This is a genomic window from Nocardia asteroides (assembly GCA_019930625.1).
In the GTDB taxonomy this organism is placed as follows: Bacteria; Actinomycetota; Actinomycetes; order Mycobacteriales; family Mycobacteriaceae; genus Nocardia; species Nocardia sputi.
In genome coordinates this window covers 1,640,273-1,661,491 of the sequence record CP082844.1, presented here as the reverse complement: position 1 = coordinate 1,661,491, position 21,219 = coordinate 1,640,273, and the positions used below count along the sequence as shown (strand labels likewise).

Below are 21,219 nucleotides of genomic sequence, written 5' to 3'. Positions count from 1 at the left end.
GAGCCAGCGTAACGGGGTAGCTGCGGACCAGGTCGCGCCCCCGGCGCGCGGCGAACGGTCACAGCCGCCGCTGCTCGAATTCCTTCTCGAACTCCGCGTCGTCGGCCTGCCGTGTGCGGAACATGAACAAGAAGACGATCCAGCCGACGACAGCGACCAGGATGAAGCTCACCATCCGATAGACGAACGCCGCGGCGACCGCCTGCGCCGCGGGCAGGCCCGCGGCGGCGGTGAGACCGTAGATCAGCGTCGCGTCGACATAGACGATGCCGCCGGGCGCGAAGGGGATGGACCCCACCGCCTTGCCGACGGCGAACGCGAGCAGCAGACCGGCGACGCGCGGGTCGGCGCCGACCGCGTAGCAGGCCGCGCCGAGACAGGCCACGTCGGCGAAGCGGTGGACCAGCGCCCACAGCGCGACCAAGACGCCGTCGCGCTTACCGAGCTGCACCGATTCCAGCTGATCGAGCACGTCGGCGATCTTGTTCGCGCCGTGGTCGGGCGGGCGTTTGCGCAGCCGGTTGGCCAGCGCGAGCAGTTGGCGCAGCAGCGCCGCCAGCGAACCGGGATTGCGTGAGACGTAATTGCCCGCCCACACCAGCGCGACGACGGCGGCAGGCGCGAGGATCAGCTGCAGCGGGCCGACTCGCCCGCCCGCCAGCAGCGTGCCGCCGACACCGAGCAGCGCCAGCCCCACCGCGGCGACCACGCCGGAGAACACCAGCTGCCAGGAGGCGACGATCGGACTCGCGCCCCAGCGCCTGGTCTGCCGATAGGTGAACGCGGTGGAGAACACCTGACCAGCGGGCAGGGTCACCGACATCGCCGTCGCACCGTAGACCACCGCGACGGATTTTCGCTGACTGACCGCGACGCCGCCCGCGTTGAGCAGTTGTTTCTGCACCCTGGCGAATCCGCTCATGGACAATGCCTGTAGCCAGATCGCGGCCGCCACCCAGCCCCAGTGGATTTCGGTGAGTTTGCGCCAGGATTCGTGCAGGCGCGGCCAGAGATACACGCCCTCGGCGATCAGCAGGGCCAGCAGGGCGGCGCCGAGCACCCATTTCAGCCAGCGAAATTTGCCACGGCGGGAACCCGCCGTGGGCGGCGGCGCAGGATCTCCTGCCAGTTCCCCGTCGGCCGTCACGCGGTCAGCCTAACGAACGCGCCGTTTCGACATCGGTATCGCCGGGCGCGTCGGCCCGTTCTCGTGGCCAGGCCAAGAGCGTTTTCCTGCGCCTGCCGCGCAGCTGTACCTCGTCGCCGGTTTCCCACTGGTCCTGCTCGCTTTCCTCGGCGAAATACAGCGCGCTGCCCGAGGCCAGCGTCCGGCCGGGACGTTCTTTGGCCAGTTCGGTGAGCCGGGACGCCTCGTTGACGGGATCTCCGATCACGGTGTATTCGAATCGATTGGCCGCGCCGATGTTTCCCGCGACGGCCAAACCGGCCGAAACGCCGATCCCGATGTCGAGTCCGGGCACTTCCCGAAGGGTTTCACGCAATTCGCGCGCGGCGGCGAGCGCTGCGGTCGGCGCGTCCGGGCGGTCCAGCGGCGCGCCGAAGATGGCCAGCGCCGCGTCGCCGACGAATTTGTTGACGAAGCCGTGATGGCGGTCGATGACGTCGACCACGATGCGGAAGAACTCGTTGAGCAGGCTCACCACCTCGGTGGGCGGGCGCTCGGCCGCGGTGGCGGTGGAGCCGACCATGTCGACGAACAGCACCGCCACGAACCGCGTCTCACCGCCGAGTTCGGTGCCATAGTCCAGCGCCCGCTGCGCCACCTCCTCGCCGACGTGCTGACCGAACAACTCCTGCAGCTGGCGGCGCTTGGCGGCCTCCTCCATCATCCGGTTGAAGCCGACTTGCAGCAGACCGATCTCGCTGCCGTCGAAGACTTCGACCTGCACGTCGCGCGCCCCGGCCTGGACCCGGTCGATGGCTTGGCTGAGCTGGCGCACCGGATCGGAGATGCTCGATCCGGTGAGCATGGACAGCGCGAGGGCCTGCATGATCACCACGCCGCACAGCAGCAGGATGGAGATGGCCAGCGACTGCGCGGAGAACTTCACGTCCGAGGAGATCTGGGTGACGCACAGCAGCACGATGGCGATGGTGGGGGCGAAGGTGCCCATGCCCCAGGTCATCGCCATCCTGGTGCCGACGCCCGGGGTGAGGGTGTGATCGAAGGTGCCTTCGGTCAGCGCCTGCGCCGCGACCGGGCGCAGGATGCGCTCGCCCAGCATGTAGGTGAAGCCGAACACGATGGTCGCGGCCATGCACTCGGTGACGATGACCGCACCGGCCAGCGCGGGAGTGTCCCTGATGATCAGCGCGGCCAGCACGGCTCCGCCGATCAGCCACAGCGCGAGATGCAGGATCGCCTGGCGCAGCGGTGCGTGCAGCGCGGCCATCTGCTCCTGGCGACTGGGAGGTCCGCCGCGCATCTGCCAGCGCATGACCGGGCGCAGCATCAGCGCGGACGCGGCCATGCTGAGCAGGCCGCCCGCCACGAAGACGACGCCCGGGATGAGCAGGCCGGTGCGCCTGGCACCGGAGGGCTCGCCCTCGGGAACGGGTAACCCGTATTGGATGAACGCCCACACCAGAACCGCGCCGAAAGCGTTCGCCAGCAGCATCGATGTCAGGTACAGCGGCCAGCGCGTTCGCATGGTCTGTTTGACCGCTTCCAAGGGCGCCGACACGAGGACCAATCTAGCGTTTCGCTCCCACAGCCAGTGCGGGCGCTGGCGGCCGACGCTGCGGCGCCGATCGCGGACAGGGGTCGGCCGAGCCCGTTAGGCTCACGGAGGTGACCGACCCGAAGTCAAGTCCAGACCGGAAAATCACGCTGTCACGGCCTGCCGCGGACACGGTGCACCCGGTCGTCCGGGTATCGGCGGAGTGGGGCTGGCGGCTGCTGGTGTTGTTCGCCCTGGCGATCGCGATCACGGCGATCGTGCAGAAACTGGCGACCGTGGTCATCCCACTGGCGATCGCGCTGCTGGCGGCGGCTCTGCTGGCGCCGCTGGTGGACTGGATCCAGCGAATGGGCGTGCCGCGCGCGGTCGGTGTCTTCGTGGCGCTGGTCGGTTCGATCGGTGTGGTCGCGGGCATCATGACCTTCGTCGTCGAACAGTTCGTCGCCGGTGTGCCGCAGCTGACCGACAAGTTCACCGACAGCATCCATCAGATCCAGGATTGGCTGATCAACGGCAGGCTGCATCTGAGCAACGAGCAGATCCGCAACGCCGGCGACGCCATCGTCAAGGCCATCCAGTCCAATCAGGACAGCCTGACCAGCGGGGCGCTGACCACCGCGACCGTGATCGGCGAACTGCTGACGGGCGCGTTCCTGACGCTGTTCATCCTCATCTTCTTCCTCTACGGCGGCGACCAGATCTGGGCGTTCGTCACCAGGATCGTGCCCAGCGACCACCGTGAGCGGGTGCGCACCGCCGGGCGGCTCGGGTTCGGCACCCTGGTCGGTTTCGTCCGCGCGACGGTCGTGGTCGCCGCCGTGGACGCCATCGGCATCGGAGCCGGGCTGGCCATTCTCGGTGTTCCCTTGGCGCTTCCGCTGGCCTCGCTGGTGTTCATCGGCGCGTTCATCCCGATCATCGGCGCGTTTCTCGCCGGGTTCATCGCGGTGTTCATCGCGCTGGTGACCAAAGGCCTCGTCACCGCCTTGATCGTGCTGGGCATCATCATCGCGGTGATGCAGCTCGAGGGCCATGTGCTGCAACCGTTGCTGCTCGGGCGGGCGGTCAGCATCCATCCGCTCGCCGTGGTGCTGGCGATCACGGCGGGCGTGGTGCTCGGCGGGATCGCGGGCGGTCTGCTCGCGGTGCCGTTCGTCGCGGTGATGAACACCGCGATCCGGTCGTTGCTGGAAGGTCCCGAGGAGTTGTACGAGGAACTGCAGACCGGTGACGAGCATCGCGGGCTGTATTCGGCCGATCCGGATCGAGCCGATCCCGGCCGGTTCGACGTGGCCGCCACACTGCTGGAGGCGACCAAGAAGCGGGCGGTGGAGCGGAAAGCGGCGCAGCAGAAGGCGGAATCCGATGACGGCGCGCAAGCCGACGACGGCACGGCGAAGGACTGAGCTGCGCTCGGCCGACGTGGCGACCACCCCGCTGTGGCGGGCCGCGCAGGCGCTGCGCCTGGTCACGCTGCTGTACGCGGTGGGCCAGCAGGTCGCCTCGGTGCCGTACTACACCAACCAGCGGTTGAGCTGGGTGCTCATCGCGCTGATGGCGGTGTGGTCGGGCGCCTCGGCGATCATGCTGTCGCAGTGGAGCGTCCCCGAGGTGGCCCGACTGCGCACGTGGGTGGTGATCGGCGACCACGTGGTCGTGATCGGGTTGATGGCCGCGACGCGCTTGGTCGCCGACTACGGCTGGTACCACGGACATCAGACGCTGCCGACCACGCTGTGGGCCACCAACGCCGTGATCGGCGCGGCGATCCTGCGCGGACCGTTCGCGGGTGTGCTGTCGGGAGCCCTGATCGCCGCGGTGTCGCTGACGGTGCGCGATCAGTGGGGTGAGGACGTGTGGACGGATGCGACGGTGCCGGTGCTGGTCTCGGTGGGCCTCGCGCTCGGCCTGGCCGCCAACACCGCGCGGCGTGCCCAAGACCAGCTGGAGCAGGCGGTGCGCTTGACCGCGGCGGCCGAAGAGCGCGAACGACTGTCCCGCGAGGTGCACGACGGGGTGTTGCAGGTGCTCAGCTACATCAAGCGCCGCGGCAGCGAGATCGGGGGCCCCACCGAGGAGTTGGCCCTGCGAGCCGGCGAGCAGGAGGTGGCGCTGCGCGTGCTGATCACCGAGCAGGCCGATCACCGGGACGTGGGCGGAGCCGAGGTCGACCTGCGGCCGCTGCTGACCGCGCAATCCACTCCCACGGTGTCGGTGTCCACGCCGGGCGACCCGGTACGGATCGGTCGCTGGGTGGCGAACGAGATCGCCTCGGCCGTGGCCACGGCGCTGTCCAATGTGGAATTGCACGCCGGGCCGGATGCTCGAGCCTATGTCCTACTGGAGGACACCGGTGACGAACTGGTGATCAGCGTGCGCGACGACGGCGTCGGCATCCCGCCGGGCCGGCTGGCCGAGGCCGAAGCCGAGGGACGGATGGGAGTTTCCCGGTCGATCGTCGGGCGGATCGCGGCTCTCGGCGGCAGCGCGGACCTGCTCACCGAGATCGACGGCGGCGTCGGATTCGGCACCGAATGGGAATTCCGGGTGCCGAGATGAGAGATGGGAGGCGGGGATGACAGACCAGGCGGCAGAGCCGATTTCGGTGATGGTGGTGGACGACCACCCGATGTGGCGGGACGGAGTCTCCCGCGATCTCACCGAGGCCGGGTTCCAGGTGACGGCGACGGCCGACGGTGTCGGCGCGGCGGCCAGGCGGGCCGCGGCGGTGCGCCCGGACGTGGTGCTGATGGACATGCAACTGCCCGACGGGAACGGAGCGCAGGCTACCGCCGAGGTGCTGCGGGTGTCGCCGCGGAGCCGGGTGCTGGTGCTCTCGGCGTCGGCCGAACGCGACGACGTGCTCGACGCGATCAAAGCGGGCGCATCGGGCTACCTGGTCAAGAGCGCGTCGGCGGCCGAGCTGGTCGACGCCGTGCGCGCCACCGCCTCCGGTCAAGCGGTGTTCACACCGGGGCTGGCGGGACTGGTGCTCGGCGAATACCGGCGGATGGCGACCGCGCCCACACGGCCCGACGAGCCACACCGGCCCGCGCTCACCGAGCGCGAGACCGAGGTACTCCGGATGGTGGCGAAGGGCCTGTCGGCCAAACAGATCGCTGCGCGGCTGGGACTCAGTCATCGCACGGTGGAGAACCATGTGCAGGCGACGCTGCGCAAACTGCAGCTGGCCAATCGGGTCGAGTTGACTCGCTACGCCATCGAACAGGGGCTCGAGTAGTCCCGGCGGATGGTCGCGAATCAGGGATCGCCCTGATGCGGCCCCGCGCGCGGGCTCGGTAACCTCGATCGCATGGGCGGGCCCGAATCGGTATCCAATGCGGTCGGCTCCGGCGGCGCGGTGGGCGACCGGGAACTGCGCGTGTCGGATGCCGAGCGCGAACATGTCGGTCAGCTGTTGCAGCGCGCGGTCGGCCTCGGCATGCTCTCGCTCGGTGAGTTCACCGAGCGGATGGACACCGCGCTGGCCGCCAAGACGCGCGGGGAACTGAACGCCGTGCTGATCGATCTGCCCGGTGTCCGTCTGGTCGGGCAGCCCGCGGCGCCGTCGTCGACGTTCGTGAACTCCTCGCCCGCCTTCGCCGGGCGGGCCCATCCGGCGCCGGGCTCGAACTCCGCGGGCAACGTGATCCGTTCGCGCATGGCCGGGGTGAACCGCCGTGGTCCGTGGCAGGTGCCGCCCACGCTGTATCTGAACAACTGGATGTCCGGCGTCACATTGGATTTCACCGAGGCGATCATGTCGACCCAGGTCGTGGAGGTGCGCGTCGACGACTTCTGCGGTTCGGTCACCCTGATCGTGCCCGCGGAGGCCACCGTCGACTTGAACGGGCTGGAGCTGATCGGTTCCAGCGTGAACAACAAGGTCCGCACCGGCCCGCCGCTCGGCCCGCTGCATCTGGTGGTGCACGGCAAGATGCGATTCGGATCGGTTACGGCGAAGCACCCGTTCATCGCGCAGTGGCGCAAGTTGATGGGGCGCTGAGCCGACCGGGTCAGTCCGCCGCAGGGGCCACGGCGTCGGGTGGTCGGTGTAGCCCACGTACATCCGGTGCGCGTCGCGCACCGGGTTCCGCGGCGCCCCCGTGCGGAACCGTTCCACCAGATCGGATCGGCAAGGAAGATCTCGGCCCCAGCGAGATCAAATCCGCGCCGCCGCCGAACTGGCTTGGAGAAGCCGTAGCGTCGGCCGAAAAATCGGGCGGATACGCCGTGGGTGCTGGGTGCCCCATCAACGGATTACACCAAACCTGTTGTTTCCCGCGCTGCACTACCGGAACCCCTGGATGACGGAGCAATGAGTCAAATTTGACTATAGGTCAAATTTGACTAACCTTGTGTCGTGATTCCTACTGATGTCACTTGGTTCAGCACGCCGTTCCTCGCCGCCCTCGCCCCACTCGATGAAGCCGCTGTGGTGGCCGATGCCGCAGGTATCGTCGACGAACAACGACACACCGCCGTGGACAAACCGGCCCTCGACATTCTCTGGTTTACCGCCCTGTCGGTCGCCGCCTATCGGTGCTTGCGGCACCGCAACACCCAGCAAGAAGCGATCGAGCAGTTCCGCGCGGCATTCCTCGGCCCGTTCTACGACTGGATCCGCCGCGATACCGAGACCGCGCTCGACGCCTCGGGCAATCCGCTCGATGTGCTGCGCGAAGGTTCCAAACAGCGCGAACGTGACTTCTTCGGCGGCGCCTTCCGCTTCGACCATCCCCAGGACGACGCGAACGGCTACATAGCGGTCGTCCGAAAGTGCTACTACCAGCAGATCTTGATCGCCACCGACGCCGAGGAACTATTGCCGACGTTCTGCGATTTCGACACGTCCTGGATGGACGCCGCTTCCGAGGAGCGTCACGGCATCCGGGTCGAGCGCCCGACGACCTTCGGGTATGGCGGCCCCTCCTGCTGGTTCGTGATGACCGAACTCGCCGACACCGTCCGATCATGAGTGCCGCTACCCGGATTCTCGTGCTCGGCCTGCTTGCGCAGGGACCCAAGCACGGATACGAGATCCGGCGCTGGTTGGAGTCCAGCCACGCCGAGCGGTGGACCGATGTCAAACGCGGTTCGGTGTATCACGCGCTGGCCAGTCTCGAGCGTGCCGGCACGGCAGAGGTGGTCGAGACGCCCGAGTCTGTCCGCGACTCGACAGCCCGCAAGGTCTACCGCATCACCGCCGCCGGCCGGGCGGAGTTGACCGATCTGCTCAGGGTGGGCTGGGGGCGGATCCGCGGCAGCTACCCGCGTGACCTCTATACGATGCTTACTTTCGCCGAGCCGCTCCCACGTGACGAACTGCTCGGTCTTCGTGACCGACTCCGGTCCGAACTCGAAGTGTGGTCCACCGCCACCGACGCCAAAAGCGGCCTCGCCGAAGCCGACCTCATCGCCCTGCTGCTGACGAACGGCCGCGCCCATCTCGAGGCCGACCTGGCGCTGATCGACCAACTTCTCGCGCGGTAGCTGCGCCTTACCCCGGCTTGCCTGCCACCGTCCTCGGGGAGGGGGACGCACATGCGCGAGATGGTAGAACTTGACACAGATGTGAGATTCAAGGGGAACGTGAAAGGCCGGATGGCGGATGCGTATCGGGGAACTCGCGGAGCGCACCGGCGTGAGTGAGCGGTCGCTGCGCTACTACGAGCAGCAAGGCATACTGGCGTCCGATCGCACGCCCGGCGGTCATCGAGACTATCCGGAGCGGGCGGTGGACCGGGTCATCCACATTCAGGAACTGCTCGCGGCGGGGCTCACCAGCAAGAAGATCGCGCGGATCCTGCCCTGCATGCGCGATACGGACGGTGGTCCCAACGAGCACGCCACTCCCGCGCTGGTCGCCGAGTTGCGGACCGAGCGGGAGCGGATCACCCGTACCATCGATGATCTCCTGCGCTCGCGGGAGGTGCTGGACGAGGTGATCGAGCGAGCCGGGGAACGGTCGGTGAGCTAGGTGTTGACCCCGATCCGGCGGGCGAACGCGCGTAGGGGCACCTTCCGGTCGTGGTCGAGCAGTTCGGACACGATATGGCGGGGCAGCGTCTGGTACTTCAGCCAATCCGCGCCGCCCACCCGCTCCGCGGTCAGCAAGGCGTCCAGCGCGCGCTGGTGCCTGCCGGTGCGGGTCAGCGCGACCGCCGTGTCGGCCAGGTGCCGAGCCCGGGACGCCTGCGGGAGACTGCCGTTGGCAGGCATGTCCTTGGCGGCGGCCAGCGCCTCGGGGTAACGCTCGGAGGAGACGTTGACATCGACGGTCTGCATGACGACCTGCGAAGGGCCGAAATAGGTCTCGTAGTCCTGCCGATCCTGACCGATCCGCACCGCGACCTCGCTCGCGGCCTCCACCAGCGACAACGCTTCGTGAACGTCCTGCGCCCGGCCCGCCGCGGTCGCACCCTGCAACACCAGCGATCCGTAGGCGGACAGGTGCGCAGGCGTGACCTCGCCGGAGGGCTCCAGGGTCGCCGCCGCGTTCAGCGCGACGCCGCGCGACTCGTCGTAGCGGCCCTGCACCAGCAGCTGCCAGGCAACCGAACCGCGGATGGTGGCCAGTAGCAGCGGGTCGTTGCCCAGCTCGGCGGCGGAGAGCGCCTGCCGGATCGCCAGGAACGCCGGATCGGTCTGGCCGAGATGTACCAGCGTGCATCCGGTTACCCAATACATCCTGGCCAGCAACTCGTTGGCGGGCGCTACCGAACCGTTGCGGGCGGCGTGCACGGTGGCACGCAGCTGGGTCAATCCGGGCGGCAGGATCGAGGTCAGCAGTTCGTAACGGCCCGACCAGTAAGCGCCCCAGGCGTAGTCGACCGCCCTGCGCCCGTCGTCGAGGCTGACCGCCGCCTCCTCTTCGGTCTCGCCGAGCAGGTCGTCGACCGGTGTCAAAGCTCGGCGGATAGCGACGATGCCCGCGTCCGGGTTGGCGGACGGCACGCCCTGGCGCTTGCCGATCAGGTCGGCGATGTCCACGTCCAGGGCCCGCGCGATCTTCTGCAAGCTGGCGATGGACGCGGTCTGGCGACCGCCCTGCTCGAGTTTGCGCACCAGATCCACGCTCACTCCCGCCTGGTCGGCGAGCTGGCGCTGGGTCAGCGCCTTGCCGCGGAACTGGCGGATCCGAACTCCGATCGACGATTCGTCCATACCCAAGTCCTTTTGTTAAATCTGGGTTTCAGAGTACGACGCTATGTTATCTGGGACCACCGAAGTGGGACATTGCGTACGACTCGTCGGCTCCGAGTTGGAATACCGTTGCCTTTCTGCAACTTTGACTGCAAAGGGCGGCGGCGATGAAAATCATGCCGAATACCACCGTGCAGGCCGGGCGTGCCGATCGCGCGTGCCGGCCCGCCGCACAGACCACGCGACCGGCGCGCCACAGCACATTTCGATCGGTACGCCACGTCAGCGCCCTACCGGCGAACGCCAGAACGCGGATGCGCGAACAGCACGGGCCGCTACCCCGAAAGTCCCTCGTCACCATCGGATTCGACGTCATCGATCGGGGGTAGGCGAATGTTCGAGGGCTGTCATTCTCCGCATGAAGTCGCGCGTCTGCTGCGGCATAGGTACGGGCTGCCGGTTCAGCTTCTCGCCGGACGCCCGACCATCACCACCGGCTCTATTATCGGGGCTATCGTCATGCCGCCGGAATTGGGCCGGAAGGTCTTGTCCCAGTTGAACCGTAACCACGCCGCACCGGTGATCGCCGACCCGGGCGAGCGCACGTGGACCTTTCTCGTCGCGCCGCCGAGCCCCGCTCGGCCGGTCGAGGTCCCGGTCCGGCGCTGCCTCGCCGGACACGGGGTCACCGTGGTGCCCGGCGGTCGTATCGTCCTGCTGCCCAGTTCCGACTCGGCCCTCGGCTGGCACTGGGCGGGCGAACCCGCGCCGGGCGTCTTGCGCATGCCGCCTCGCTCGGCGGTGATCGACGCCGTGCACGAGGTCATCGGCTTGCGCGCCCACTGACCATCCGGCGCGACCGGCCCGCACTCGACTGCCCGGGTGCGGGTCGGTCGGGCGGGGTACCCGCACGGTACGGGTAGAACTCGGCTGTCTACAGGGGTTACTACTCATGCTCGCTCGCTTCGCGGCGACGAGCATGAAGTCATGACTACCTCTATCGATCCGGCGCTGCTCGCCCGGCTCTCCAGCGAGTTCACCACGCTGGGGACGCAGCTGGGCGTGCTCGGGCGGGACCTGCGGTTGCTGCGCGAGCAAATCGCCGCGGATTCGGCGGGTGCCGAGGCGGAGTCCGGCGCAGCCGCAACGGAAGCGCCCCTGACCGGGTCGATGCCGGGCGCTGGGGCTCCGAAGGGCTCGGTACCGGGCGGGACCGGTGACCGGATGCCCGGGGGAACGGCACCCGATGCGCCCGGTCGTCCAGTTGCGGGTGGGTCGTCGAGTGCGACGGAAGCCTCCGCGAGCGGGGGATTCGCGGGATCAGAGCCCGCGCCCGCAGCGGTACCGCCGATGATCCCGCCTTGGCCCGGTCATTCGCCGACAGCCGGTATGCCGGTTCCGCCGCCGCAACCCGCATACGCACCACGTTTCGCACCGCCGCCTGGCAGCGCTTCCGGCGGAGGAGCTCCGTGGCCGCAGAACGCACCGTGGCCGATGCCGGGAGCTGTGCCGCCGCGTCCGCCCGTCCCGCCGCGTGCCCAACCGCGAGTGCCGCACACTCCGTGGTGGCAGCGTGACGGGGTGATCAGCCGGATCCTGGCGCTGGCTGGTGTCGCGGTGACGTTGATCGGCGTCGCGATGCTCCTGGTGTTGGCCGCTCAGGCGGGTTTCTTCGGGCCGGTGCCGAGAGTGGTCGCCGGAGCGGTGTTCTCGGCGGCGCTGGTGGGTGCGGGCGTGCGGGTCTTCGGGCGGACCGGCGGACGAGTCGGCGCTATCGCGCTGGCCGCCACCGGCATCGCGGGCGCTTATCTCGACGTGGTGGCGGTGACCGCCCTTTATCACTGGCTGCATCCGGTGCTCGGGCTCGCGGTCGCGTTCGGCGTCGCGGCCTGCGGCGTCGCCCTGGCGATGCAGTGGCGGTCACAGCCGTTGGCGGTGCTGGTGGTGCTGGCCGCCGCGGTGCTGTCACCGGTGTTGACCACTCGGCTGGTGCTGCTGGCGTTCTTGATCGTGTTGCAACTGGCCTGCGTGCCGGTGCAATGGACGCGAGATTGGCCGTACCTGCACGTGGCGCGGACATTGCCCGCCGTACTGGCGACGTTCGTGTTCGTCGCGGGCGCGGCCGTGGGAACTCCTACGGCGCAGGAACGCACCTGGCTGCTCGTGGCCGCGGCGGCGGTCGCGCTGGTCGGGCTGGCCGGGACGATCGTCGTCGTCCGTCGTCGGCCCGCCGATCTCACCGCCTCGCTGACGATGGCGGCGGCGCTGGTGCCGGTGCTGATCGCCCCGGGGATGTACGAGCAACGGCTCGTTTCGGTTGTGGTGGCCTCGTCCGCCGCCGCGCTGCTATTGCTCGTCGCCGCGGTGAGCACGGTACCGAAACTGGACGCGCACGTGCGCATTCCGGGACATACCGCGCTCGTCGCGGCCGTGGCGGGATCGATCGCCTTGCTCGAGGCGTGCGTCGGCGCGACCCAGCCCCGGACACTGCCCACGGCGCTGCTCGTGGTGGCGCTGGGCTTCCTCGCCGTGGCGGGCCAGCGGATGTCCCGCCCGGCGGCGGGCATCGGCGCGGCGTTCGCGGTGCTCGGCGGCTTCGGGTTGCTGAATATCGCGGGACCGGAAGTGCTTGCCTCGCAGCATCGCTCGGAGGCGAATCTGGGTGTGGCGACGGTGCTCGGCGCGGTACTCGCCCTCGGGGTGGTCGCGGTCGCGCTGTGGAGCGCGCGGCGGTTGCGCGGCTCGGCGACGGGCAATGAGTGGCAATGGATTACCGCGAGCGTCGCCGGGCTCTACGCGGTGACCGCGGTGACGGTCTCTATCGGCGTCGCGGCCGGGACCCCGAACGGGTTCCTCGTCGGCCACAGCGCCGCGACCATCCTGTGGATGGCAGGCGCGACCGGCGCTCTGCTGTTCGGCCTGCGCAAGCTCGCCACCGAACCCGCTGTCGCCAAACTCGCCTTGGGCTCCGGATTGCCGGTCACGGCAGCGGCTCTGGCCAAGCTGTTCCTTTTCGACCTGGCCACCCTGGACGGCCTGGTCCGCGTCGCTGCCTTCCTCATCGTCGGCATCCTGCTGCTGTTGGCCGGTACCCGCTACGCCCGCGCCTTCGCCGATGCGGGAACGCAGCGGCAACCCTGACCACGGGACCGTCCGCCGAGAAGGCCGCCGCGTTCCCTCCTGGCCGAACCACCCGACCAGGCGTGGCGACCTTCTTCGCGGCGGCTACCCGCTCACTCGCGGTCGCGGCGGCGCAGCAGTTCGTTGACGCTCACCGTGCGGCCGTCGCCGCCGTGGTGCCGCCCCTGCTCCGGCCTGCCGATGTGGCGGCGCGAGGAGCGTAGTTCGGCCATCCAGCTCTCGATGCTGCTGCGATTGGTGGTGTCGGGCCCATTGTTCGGCTCCGCGGGCGCCTCGGGCTCGGGTGCGCGGTGGGCAGGACCGTCGAGAGCGGCCCCGGCGTCGGGCGGGAGATACCGCGCCGCACGGGGCGCACCGGGAAGGTCGACGGCCGGCTCCTGCGAGAGGCCGGACAGCGGAAGCGATTCCGCCACGTGGGTCGGGCGCGGCGCGGGCGGCGTGACCGGCGAGACGACCGCTTCCGCGCTGTGCTCGGGGAAGATCACCGATGGCACACCGGCGTGCGGCCCGTGCTGGTCCTGCCGCAGGCCGGTGGGCGGCGCCGGTCGCGGCCCCGCGGGGCCTTGCGGGCCGGCCGGAGGCGACTGCGGTCGCCGCTCCGCCTGGTCCGGCGTGTAGCGCGGGGGGTTCGGGACCTGCGGAATCCGCCGCGGGCGAATCGGCTCACCCTGCGGTGGCGTGGCGTTGCGCGGAGATTCCGGGCGCTTCCTGGTCGGATCGAGTGGCGCGGGCGCGGGCGTCGCCTGCGGTGCGGGCGGCGGCGGGACGCGGTCCAGTCGCCTGGTGGGCGCCTCCGCCTCGATCTCGGCGACCGTCCGCGGCTTGCGCCTGCGCGGCACCTTGTTGGCGTCGGCGACCGCGGGGATCTGCATCGTCACCGGGTCGGTGATCGGCGTCGTCTTGACCAGGTCGACGACCTCGCCGCCACCGGGACGTTCGTCGTCGAGAATCGGCTCGCCGAGGCCGATCTTCTGCTGGATGCGCTTCATCCAGGTGGGCGCCCACCAGCAGTCGTCGCCGAGCAGCTTCATGGTGGCGGGCACCAGCAGCATCCGCAGGATGGTCGCGTCGATGAACAGCGCCGCGATGAGGCCGTAGGCGATGTACTGCATCATCACCAGGTCCGAGAACGCGAAGGCGCCGACCACGACGAGCAGGATGAGCGCGGCCGCGGTGATGATGCGGCCGGTGTGCGCGGTTCCCGCGCGCACCGCCTCGGTGGTGGATGCGCCTTGGGTGCGCGCCTCGACCATGCGCGAGAGCAGGAAGACCTCGTAGTCGGTGGACAAGCCGTAGATCACGGCGATGATCAGCACCAGCACCGGCGACATGATCGGCTGGGGGGTGAAGTTCAGCGGCGTCGCGCCGTTCCCGTCGACGAAGATCCACGTCAGGATGCCCAGCGTGCTGCCGAGGCCGAGCGCGCTCATCAGCGCGGCTTTGATGGGCAGCACCAGCGAGCCGAACGTCAGGAACATCAGCAGCGTCGTGACGAACAGCACCAGCGCGATCATCGCGGGCATGCGGTTCAGCAGCGCGTCGATGCTGTCCTTCTGGATGGTCGGCTGGCCGCCCACGTAGAGATCGACGCTGTCGGGCACCGCTATCGACCGCAGGTACTCGATGGTGGGGTCGGCGTTCTCCGAATCCGCGAGTGTCGCGCTGGTGCGATAGACGTTCGGATCGGTAGTGGAGCGGCTCGGCACGTCGAAAGCGCTGGCGAGGCCGGGCGCCTGTCCCGCCTCCTTCCACACCTTGCCGACGGCGTTGCTGTCCTCGGACACCATCACCAATTGCACCGGGTCGGTCTTCTTCAGCGGGAAGACCTGGTAGAAGTCCTCGAGCGCGACGCGGGTCGCGTTGTCCGGCGGCAGGTATCGCTCGTTGATGCCGCCGAAGGCGAGGTTCTTCACCGGGATGATCAGCAGCAGCAGGACGATGCAGATCGGCACGGCGATCTTCAGCGGATGCTTCATCACCCACTGAGTGATCTTTCCCCAGAAACCGTGCTCGATCTCTTCGGCCGTCTTCGTCTGGCGGAAGCGCTTGAAGCCCAGCATGTCCACGCGCGGGCCGAGTACACCGAGCATGGCGGGCAGGATCGTGATGGCGGTCAGCGCGGCCAGCGAGACCGTGGCGATCGTGCCGTAGGCCACCGATTTCAAGAAGCCCTGCGGGAACAGCAGCATGCCGCCGAGACTGGCGATGATCATGGTCGCGGAGAACACGACCGTGCGTCCCGCCGTCATCACCGACCGCCGCACCGCCGCACGGGTGTCGTAACCTTCGGCGAGTTCCTCCCGGAAGCGACTGACGATGAACAACCCGTAGTCGATGGCGAGGCCGAGACCGATCATCGACACCACGCCCGAGACGAACGAGTTCACCTCCGTGAACTTCGTCAGCACCATGATGATGCCGTTGGCGCCGATGACGGTGAGACCGCCGACCACCAGCGGCAGGCCCGCGGCAACCAGGCCGCCGAAGATGAAGAACAACAGCACCGCCACCGCGGGGATGGCCAGCATCTCCATGCGCTTCTGGTCGGAAGCCATGGTGTCGTTGAGCGTGCCCGCCACCGCCTGCAACCCGGTGACTTGAACATCGACGCCCGGAATGTAGAAGACGTCCTTCACCTTGCGGTAGTTGCGCACCATCTCGGTGTCGTTGTTGCCGTTGATGGCCACCGAGGCGAAGGCGTGCTTCTTGTCCTTCGCACCGAAGACGCTGGGCTGCGCGGGGATACCGGCGTCGTTGCGCCAGTACGTTCCGTTGATCTTGGTGATCTCGTCCGGGTGCTCGCGCGGCAGGCTCGCGAGATTGGCGACGACCTTGCCGCTGAATTCGGGGTCATCGATCGTTCTGCCCTCGGGCGCGGTGTAGAGCAGGATCACGTCGCTGTTGTGATCACGGCCGAACGCCGCGTCGGCGATCCGCGCGGCCTGCGCGGACTCCGAGGTCGGATCGTCCCACCCGCTGGAGCTGAGATGGTGTTCCAAGCCGAGGCCGTAACCGCCCAAAGCCAGGAGGGCCGCCACGACGACGCCGATGACGGCAAAACGCAGGCGGTATACCAGATCGCCCCAGCGTGTGAACACTAAGCGACTCCTTGGGCGGGGCGAGAGGTGAGCAGTGCCGACAGCGGCCGGAACGGCTGCAGCCAGGCACCCTCGTCGGGCAGCGAGTCGAGGCTAACTCGGGGCAGCGGTTCGCGGAACACGCCCGGAATGTCCTCGAGGTCGATGAATTCGAGAGTATCGGATGTGACGGCCCAACTCGCGTGCTCACGGAAGCCGAGTACCTGGACCGGCACGCCTTTGGCGGCGAGTTCCTCCAGCGGTTCGCGGAACGCCTGGCCGTCGGCCGAGGCCACCATGATGCCCGCCAAACCGGCGCCGCGACTGCGTAACGCGATGTGCGCCAGCATGTCGGCGTCGACGTCGGAATCCTCGTCGATCTTGGGTTTGGCGAAGACCGCGTAGCCCACGTTGCGCAGGGCTTCCACCCAGGGCCGCACGACGTCGGCGGTGCCGGGCGCGATGTTGGTGAAGACGGTGGCCTCGGGTTCCACGCGATGCACGGCGCCCACCGAGAGTTCGGCGGTCCGGGCCAGCAGCCAGCGGCCGAGCGCGTCGAACCGCGGACGATAGGCGGCGGTCGGACGACCGCCGAGGATGGCGCCGAGGCCCATGTCGAGGTTCGGGGCGTCCCACACCAACAGGACCCTGCGCACGTCCGGCGTCGAGCCGCCCAGACCTTCCGCTCCGCCCCCGTGCACCTCCCCGGCAACATCGACCACTTCGTGGGCCATCTCACTGACGCTCATCGGTCGATCTTCCCCCATATGAGCTCGGTGATGGCGCTACCGGCGCGATGTGCCTTGCCTTCGAACTTGGTGACCGGACGCTCGAAACCGATGGGCGCCGTGGCCCGATGCTCCTCGCTGACCCCGCCCGTGGTCTCGTTCAATCCTTTGAGCAGGGGCTCTGCCATGCCGACCTCGTGGATGTGCTCGGCGTAGCCGGCATGGTCGGTGGCGACGTGCAACACACCCCCCGGCTTCAGGCGGTCGGCGATCAACGCGACCGTCGCGGGCTGCAGCAGCCGCCGCTTGTGGTGGCGCGCCTTCGGCCACGGGTCGGGAAAGAACACTCGGACGCCGGTGAGCGACTCTGGGGCAATCATGTTCTCCAGCACGTCGACCGCGTCTCCGCGTAGCAGGCGGATATTGCCGATCCCTTCGCGCTCGATGCGCTGCACCAACTGCGCGAGGCCGGGCTGGTAGACCTCGATGCCGATCAGGTTCAGGTGTGGTTCGGCCTGCGCCATGGCGGCCGTCGCGGTGCCCGTGCCGCAGCCGATCTCGACGACAAGCGGCGCGTCGCGGCCGAACCACGCGGCCGCGTCCAGTGGCTCGTCGGCGACCTCGCGGCCGATCGAGGGCCACATCCGGTCCCAGGATTGCTGCTGGGTCGCGGTCAGCGCGCCCCTGCGCGACCGGAAGCTGGTGACTCGGGGGTACAGGCGGGAGCCGGTCTTGTGCCGGGGCCCGCCCTCGGCCGGAGCCGAAGCTGTGGACGGCGGGCCCGGAACTGACTCGGCAGTATGGTTCGCGGCGTCGTTCACGACGTCCATTGTCCAGCATCCCGCGATCAGTGCGGTAAGCGGTCGTGCACGGCTCGCTGAGCGGGAGGTCAGGCGGCGCGCGCGGGGGCGATCCTGGGCGCGGTCGGCTGTTGCTGGCGCAGGGGCCTGCCCAGCGCGACCTTGGCCGCTGTGACCGCCATTTCCAGCAGGCCGCGCACCCCCGACGGCGAGGCCGCGACCGACCATACGGTGGTGTCGCCGACGTCGCTCACCGGTTGCCCGGCGAACCGGTCGGCCAGCCAGTCGAGGCTGATCGGGGTGGACAGCGGCAGCAGCGAGAAATGCTCGCTGAGCCGGTCGCGCACGTAGGTCACCGCGGCGCCGCCGCGGCGGTAGCGCGCCACCTGTTCGTCGACGCCCGAGATGTGGATGATCTGGTCGTGGATGGGTTGCACAACCAGCAGCGGGCAGGACGGCGTCGTGTTGCCGAGCCGCAGATCGTCGAACATCGCGTTCAGTTCCGGGGTGTCGAGCACCTCGGCGAGCGGGCGGTCCAAGAAGTCGTCCACCTTCTTGTTGGCCAGCCCGAGGATCGCGCCGAGCGGCGTCGCGTTCTCCGCGCGGACGACGAACCGGTGGCCGTCCGGGCTCAGCTCGTTGTCGATCAGCGAGCTCAACGCGGGGTACAGCCTGCGCAGTGCGGCGATGACGATGGCGGGCAGTCCCGCGTAGGGGGTGCCGTTCAACCGGTCGAAGACCTGGCGCGGGTCGCCGACCGGGGCGCCGAGCACCGCGCCGACGATGTCCAGTTCGGGGGCGTACGTCGGCGCCATCTCTACCGTCCAGGAGCTGGCCATGCCACCGCCGGAGTAGCCCCACACCGCGACGCGGGTTCGCGGGCCGAGACCGAGCGGACCGAACCGCAGCGCGGCGCGGATGCCGTCGAGCGCGCGGTAACCGGGCTCACGCGGCGCACCGAAATTACCGTGCGGACCCTCGTGATCGGCGATGCTCACCGCCCAGCCGCGCCGCAGCGCGTTCGCCACCAGCAGCCATTCCAACTGGGTGATCGAGCCGAGCGCACGCGCGCCGGAGCGCAGGGCGTAGGACGGGGAGCACTTCTCGCTCACCGCGTCCATCGCGGTCTGGAAGGCCAGCAGCGGACGATCCTCGTCCGGTTCCGCGTCGACGGGCAGCAGGACCGTGGTGATCGCCGCTTCGGGAGCCCCGTGCAGATCACAGCTGCGGTACAGTAACTGCCAGGCCGACACCTGTTGCGGCACGATCCCGAACAGCGCGATCTCGATCTTCCTGCTGCGCAGGATGGCGCCGGGCGCCTTGGCCGCGAAGCCTTTCGGCGGTCGATGGAACGGGTCCGCGCTGGGCAGCAACGGCTTGCGTTCGGTGGGACAAGCGGGCTGCGAGCCGACAGCGCCGATGACATCCGCGGTCATCGCGACCTCCTCATCGTCGAGGTCGGTTGCCGCATGCGAAAGGCCAAGCTGCGCACCGGTTGTGGTGCCGACCACTTCAGCAGGGTAAGTGACCGACCGGGCGTCTGGGAACCCCGGAGTACACGGCGTCCGCGGCACTAGACTCCCCGGCATGAGCAGACCGACTGTATTCATCACCGGCGCGGCGGCCGGTATCGGGCGGGCGACGGCCTTGCTTTTCGCTGCGCAGGGATACCATGTCGGGGCTTATGACATCGATGAAGTGGGGCTGACCAGGCTTTCCGGGGACATCACCGCCAAGGGTGGCGCGGTGCACACCGGTGTTCTCGATGTGACGAACGACACCCAGTGGGCGGAGCGGCTCGCGGAGTTCCACGCCGCGACCGGACGGTTGGACATCCTGGTCAACAACGCGGGCATCCTGTGCGCAGGGGGGTTCGAGTCGATCGAGCTGTCCGCCCACCGGGCGATCGTCGAGGTCAACTTGGTCGGTGTGCTCACCGGAACGCACAGCGCGTTCCGCTACCTGCGAGACACCCCGGGCGCCCAGGTGGTCAACCTCTGCTCGGCTTCGGCGATCTACGGCCAAGCCGAACTCGCCAGCTACGGTGCGACCAAGGCGGCTGTCAAGAGTTTCACCGAGGCACTGGACCTCGAATGGGAGCGCTACGACATCCGGGCGCTCGCGATCTGGCCGCTGTTCGTGGCCACCGCCATGGTGGACGGCGTGACGACGGGGACGACGAAGTCGCTGGGGGTGCGGCTGAGCGCCGACGACGTGGCCGCCGGAATCTGGGAGGCCACCCGCAAGCGCGCCCGGCTGCCGAAGGTGCACTACGAGATCGGCACGCAGGCGAAGCTACTGGCGACGGTGGCGAAATACGCGCCGAACTGGGCGGTGCGGACCGCGAACAAGTACTTCAGCGGCAGCTGAGCGGTCCAGCCTGTCCCATGGCCTGACTTCTGACAGAATTGCGCACCGTAAAAGGGGGTGTGCAGCATGCCGACAGCCACTGATTCCGATGGGCCGCTGCGGGAGCGGGGCGTTCCCACGTCCGATCACGATCAGCTCGATAAGCTGCTCGCCGAATTGCGCTTCGGGACGGGGCGCGACCCGCAGATCGGGTATGCCGCCGCCGCGGCCGTCAGCGCATGGCGCAAACCGCCGCGCATCCAGGTGACCGGGCGCGCGCACGCGGGGCGGACCACCGTGCTGCACGCGCTCGCGCTCATGTCCGCGGTGGAGACCGACCCGGTGGACCGGCCAGGGGCGCCCGATCCGGAACTCGACGCCGACATCGTCGTCTACGTGTTGTCGGCGGCGCCGACACCCGCCGATCGTAGGGTGCTGGCTACGCTGCCGCCGCAGCGCACCATCGCGGTATTGAACAAGGCGGACGCGATCGGCTCCCGCTGGGGCGACGCGGTGGCCGCGGCCGAGCAGTACGGCACACAACTGCGGATTCCGGTGGTTCCGGTGGTCGCGTCGCTGGCTGTGCGCACTCGTGCCGGCGTGCTGACCGACGCTGATCTGGACCTGCTGCGCAAGCTCGCCGCCGAAGCCGACCCCGCGCTGATCCTCTCGCCGGAACTGTTCGTCGCGCCGGGACCGGATGCCGCCGAGCGGGAGCAACTGCTGCGTCGCTGGGACCTGTACGGCGTGGCCTGCGCGTGCGCCGCCCTGCGCCACGATCCGGACCTCGCTCCACAGACGCTGCTGCAGATTCTGCACGCCGCCAGCGGCGTCGACGCGCTGCACCGGCTGCTGCACCGCCGCTACGAGCAGGTGTCCGCGTTGCGCGGCGGTGAACTGCTCGACGAGCTGGCCCGCCTCGCCGCTCGCGCGGTCCCGGAGGAGGGCGGCCGCGCGCGCGATCTCCTGGAGTCCTATCTCTACAGCGACGACGCTCTCTGGCTCGGACTCTGCGCGGGCCTGGCCGGACCCGAGGTGGCCCACCTCGCGGCGGGGTATCCGGCACCCGCGCCGTCGGACGCCGACGATGCGCTTGCCCGCGCGACCCGCTGGCGCGCCGTCGTCACCAGCGACATGCCCCCCGCCGCGCGCCGCGCCGCGTTGCGGGTGCACAACGGGTACGTCCGACTATGGGAACGGATGAGCAGTGCCGGTCTCTGAACCACCGGAATCGTCGGCGGCGACCACAGGTCCCGGGACGGATCCGGTCTCGGGC

At 69.0% G+C, this 21,219-nt stretch carries 18 protein-coding genes; 11 read left to right on the top strand and 7 right to left on the bottom strand.

Annotated elements, in window-relative coordinates; translation table 11 throughout:
- Nucleotides 1-58 precede the first annotated feature (58 nt).
- Together K8O92_07760 and K8O92_07755 are read right to left on the bottom strand one after the other, a co-directional pair.
- The gene (locus tag K8O92_07760; GenBank protein UAK33814.1) at nt 59-1,147 is read right to left on the bottom strand and encodes a YbhN family protein; all 1,089 of its coding nucleotides are present in this window, start codon (nt 1,145-1,147) and stop codon (nt 59-61) included.
- Between the two features lie 4 nt (nt 1,148-1,151).
- Nucleotides 1,152-2,672: a HAMP domain-containing protein gene (locus K8O92_07755; GenBank protein UAK35507.1), complete on the bottom strand. Its 1,521-nt coding sequence runs from the start codon at nt 2,670-2,672 to the stop codon at nt 1,152-1,154.
- Between the two features lie 203 nt (nt 2,673-2,875).
- On the opposite strand from K8O92_07755, the gene K8O92_07750 reads away from it, so the two are divergent.
- The 7 genes from K8O92_07750 to K8O92_07720 all read left to right on the top strand — a co-directional run bounded on the left by K8O92_07750 (nt 2,876) and on the right by K8O92_07720 (nt 8,682).
- Nucleotides 2,876-4,108 (top strand): AI-2E family transporter, encoded by a 1,233-nt coding sequence (locus tag K8O92_07750; GenBank protein UAK35506.1) that lies wholly within the window; start codon nt 2,876-2,878, stop codon nt 4,106-4,108.
- Nucleotides 4,068-5,261 carry a DUF5931 domain-containing protein gene (locus tag K8O92_07745; protein UAK33813.1) on the top strand — a complete coding sequence of 398 codons (1,194 nt, stop codon included), beginning with the start codon at nt 4,068-4,070 and terminating at the stop codon, nt 5,259-5,261. Before K8O92_07750 ends, K8O92_07745 begins: the two co-directional genes overlap by 41 nt.
- A 16-nt stretch (nt 5,262-5,277) precedes the next feature.
- Nucleotides 5,278-5,943, top strand: a complete 666-nt coding sequence (locus tag K8O92_07740) for a response regulator transcription factor (protein ID UAK33812.1) — start codon at nt 5,278-5,280, stop codon at nt 5,941-5,943.
- A gap of 120 nt (nt 5,944-6,063) precedes the next feature.
- Nucleotides 6,064-6,708, top strand: coding sequence for a DUF1707 domain-containing protein (locus K8O92_07735; protein ID UAK35505.1), 645 nt, complete (start codon nt 6,064-6,066; stop codon nt 6,706-6,708).
- Between the two features lie 357 nt (nt 6,709-7,065).
- Nucleotides 7,066-7,680: an L-2-amino-thiazoline-4-carboxylic acid hydrolase gene (locus tag K8O92_07730; GenBank protein ID UAK33811.1), complete on the top strand. Its 615-nt coding sequence runs from the start codon at nt 7,066-7,068 to the stop codon at nt 7,678-7,680.
- Nucleotides 7,677-8,195 carry a PadR family transcriptional regulator gene (locus tag K8O92_07725; GenBank protein UAK33810.1) on the top strand — a complete coding sequence of 173 codons (519 nt, stop codon included), beginning with the start codon at nt 7,677-7,679 and terminating at the stop codon, nt 8,193-8,195. Before K8O92_07730 ends, K8O92_07725 begins: the two co-directional genes overlap by 4 nt.
- Nucleotides 8,196-8,313: 118 nt before the next feature.
- Nucleotides 8,314-8,682 (top strand): MerR family transcriptional regulator, encoded by a 369-nt coding sequence (locus tag K8O92_07720; GenBank protein UAK33809.1) that lies wholly within the window; start codon nt 8,314-8,316, stop codon nt 8,680-8,682.
- Here K8O92_07720 and K8O92_07715 read toward each other — a convergent pair.
- Entirely contained in the window at nt 8,679-9,869 is a 1,191-nt protein-coding gene (locus K8O92_07715) for a helix-turn-helix transcriptional regulator (protein UAK33808.1), read from the bottom strand. The two genes, K8O92_07720 and K8O92_07715, sit on opposite strands and share 4 nt — an antisense overlap.
- A gap of 372 nt (nt 9,870-10,241) precedes the next feature.
- Here K8O92_07715 and K8O92_07710 point away from each other — a divergent pair, with 372 nt between their 5' ends.
- Both K8O92_07710 and K8O92_07705 read left to right on the top strand, forming a co-directional pair.
- Nucleotides 10,242-10,694 (top strand): hypothetical protein, encoded by a 453-nt coding sequence (locus K8O92_07710; protein ID UAK33807.1) that lies wholly within the window; start codon nt 10,242-10,244, stop codon nt 10,692-10,694.
- 648 nt (nt 10,695-11,342) lie between these two features.
- Nucleotides 11,343-12,989 (top strand): DUF2339 domain-containing protein, encoded by a 1,647-nt coding sequence (locus tag K8O92_07705; GenBank protein ID UAK35504.1) that lies wholly within the window; start codon nt 11,343-11,345, stop codon nt 12,987-12,989.
- Between the two features lie 92 nt (nt 12,990-13,081).
- On the opposite strand, the gene K8O92_07700 is transcribed toward K8O92_07705, so the two are convergent.
- Genes K8O92_07700 through K8O92_07685 form a run of 4 tightly spaced genes read right to left on the bottom strand, consistent with a single transcriptional unit; the run spans nt 13,082 to nt 19,030 of the window.
- Nucleotides 13,082-16,087 (bottom strand): MMPL family transporter, encoded by a 3,006-nt coding sequence (locus K8O92_07700; protein UAK33806.1) that lies wholly within the window; start codon nt 16,085-16,087, stop codon nt 13,082-13,084.
- Nucleotides 16,087-16,815 (bottom strand): NYN domain-containing protein, encoded by a 729-nt coding sequence (locus tag K8O92_07695; GenBank protein UAK33805.1) that lies wholly within the window; start codon nt 16,813-16,815, stop codon nt 16,087-16,089. Before K8O92_07695 ends, K8O92_07700 begins: the two co-directional genes overlap by 1 nt.
- The gene (gene trmB / locus K8O92_07690; GenBank protein ID UAK33804.1) at nt 16,812-17,624 is read right to left on the bottom strand and encodes a tRNA (guanosine(46)-N7)-methyltransferase TrmB; all 813 of its coding nucleotides are present in this window, start codon (nt 17,622-17,624) and stop codon (nt 16,812-16,814) included. Before trmB ends, K8O92_07695 begins: the two co-directional genes overlap by 4 nt.
- A gap of 59 nt (nt 17,625-17,683) precedes the next feature.
- Nucleotides 17,684-19,030 carry a lipase family protein gene (locus tag K8O92_07685; protein ID UAK33803.1) on the bottom strand — a complete coding sequence of 449 codons (1,347 nt, stop codon included), beginning with the start codon at nt 19,028-19,030 and terminating at the stop codon, nt 17,684-17,686.
- A 151-nt stretch (nt 19,031-19,181) separates the two neighbouring features.
- Between K8O92_07685 and K8O92_07680 the strand changes: the two genes are divergently transcribed.
- The gene (locus tag K8O92_07680) at nt 19,182-19,964 is read left to right on the top strand and encodes an SDR family oxidoreductase (GenBank protein ID UAK33802.1); all 783 of its coding nucleotides are present in this window, start codon (nt 19,182-19,184) and stop codon (nt 19,962-19,964) included.
- Nucleotides 19,965-20,030: 66 nt separating this feature from the next.
- Entirely contained in the window at nt 20,031-21,164 is a 1,134-nt protein-coding gene (locus tag K8O92_07675; GenBank protein ID UAK33801.1) for a hypothetical protein, read from the top strand.
- Nucleotides 21,165-21,219: the final 55 nt, after the last annotated feature.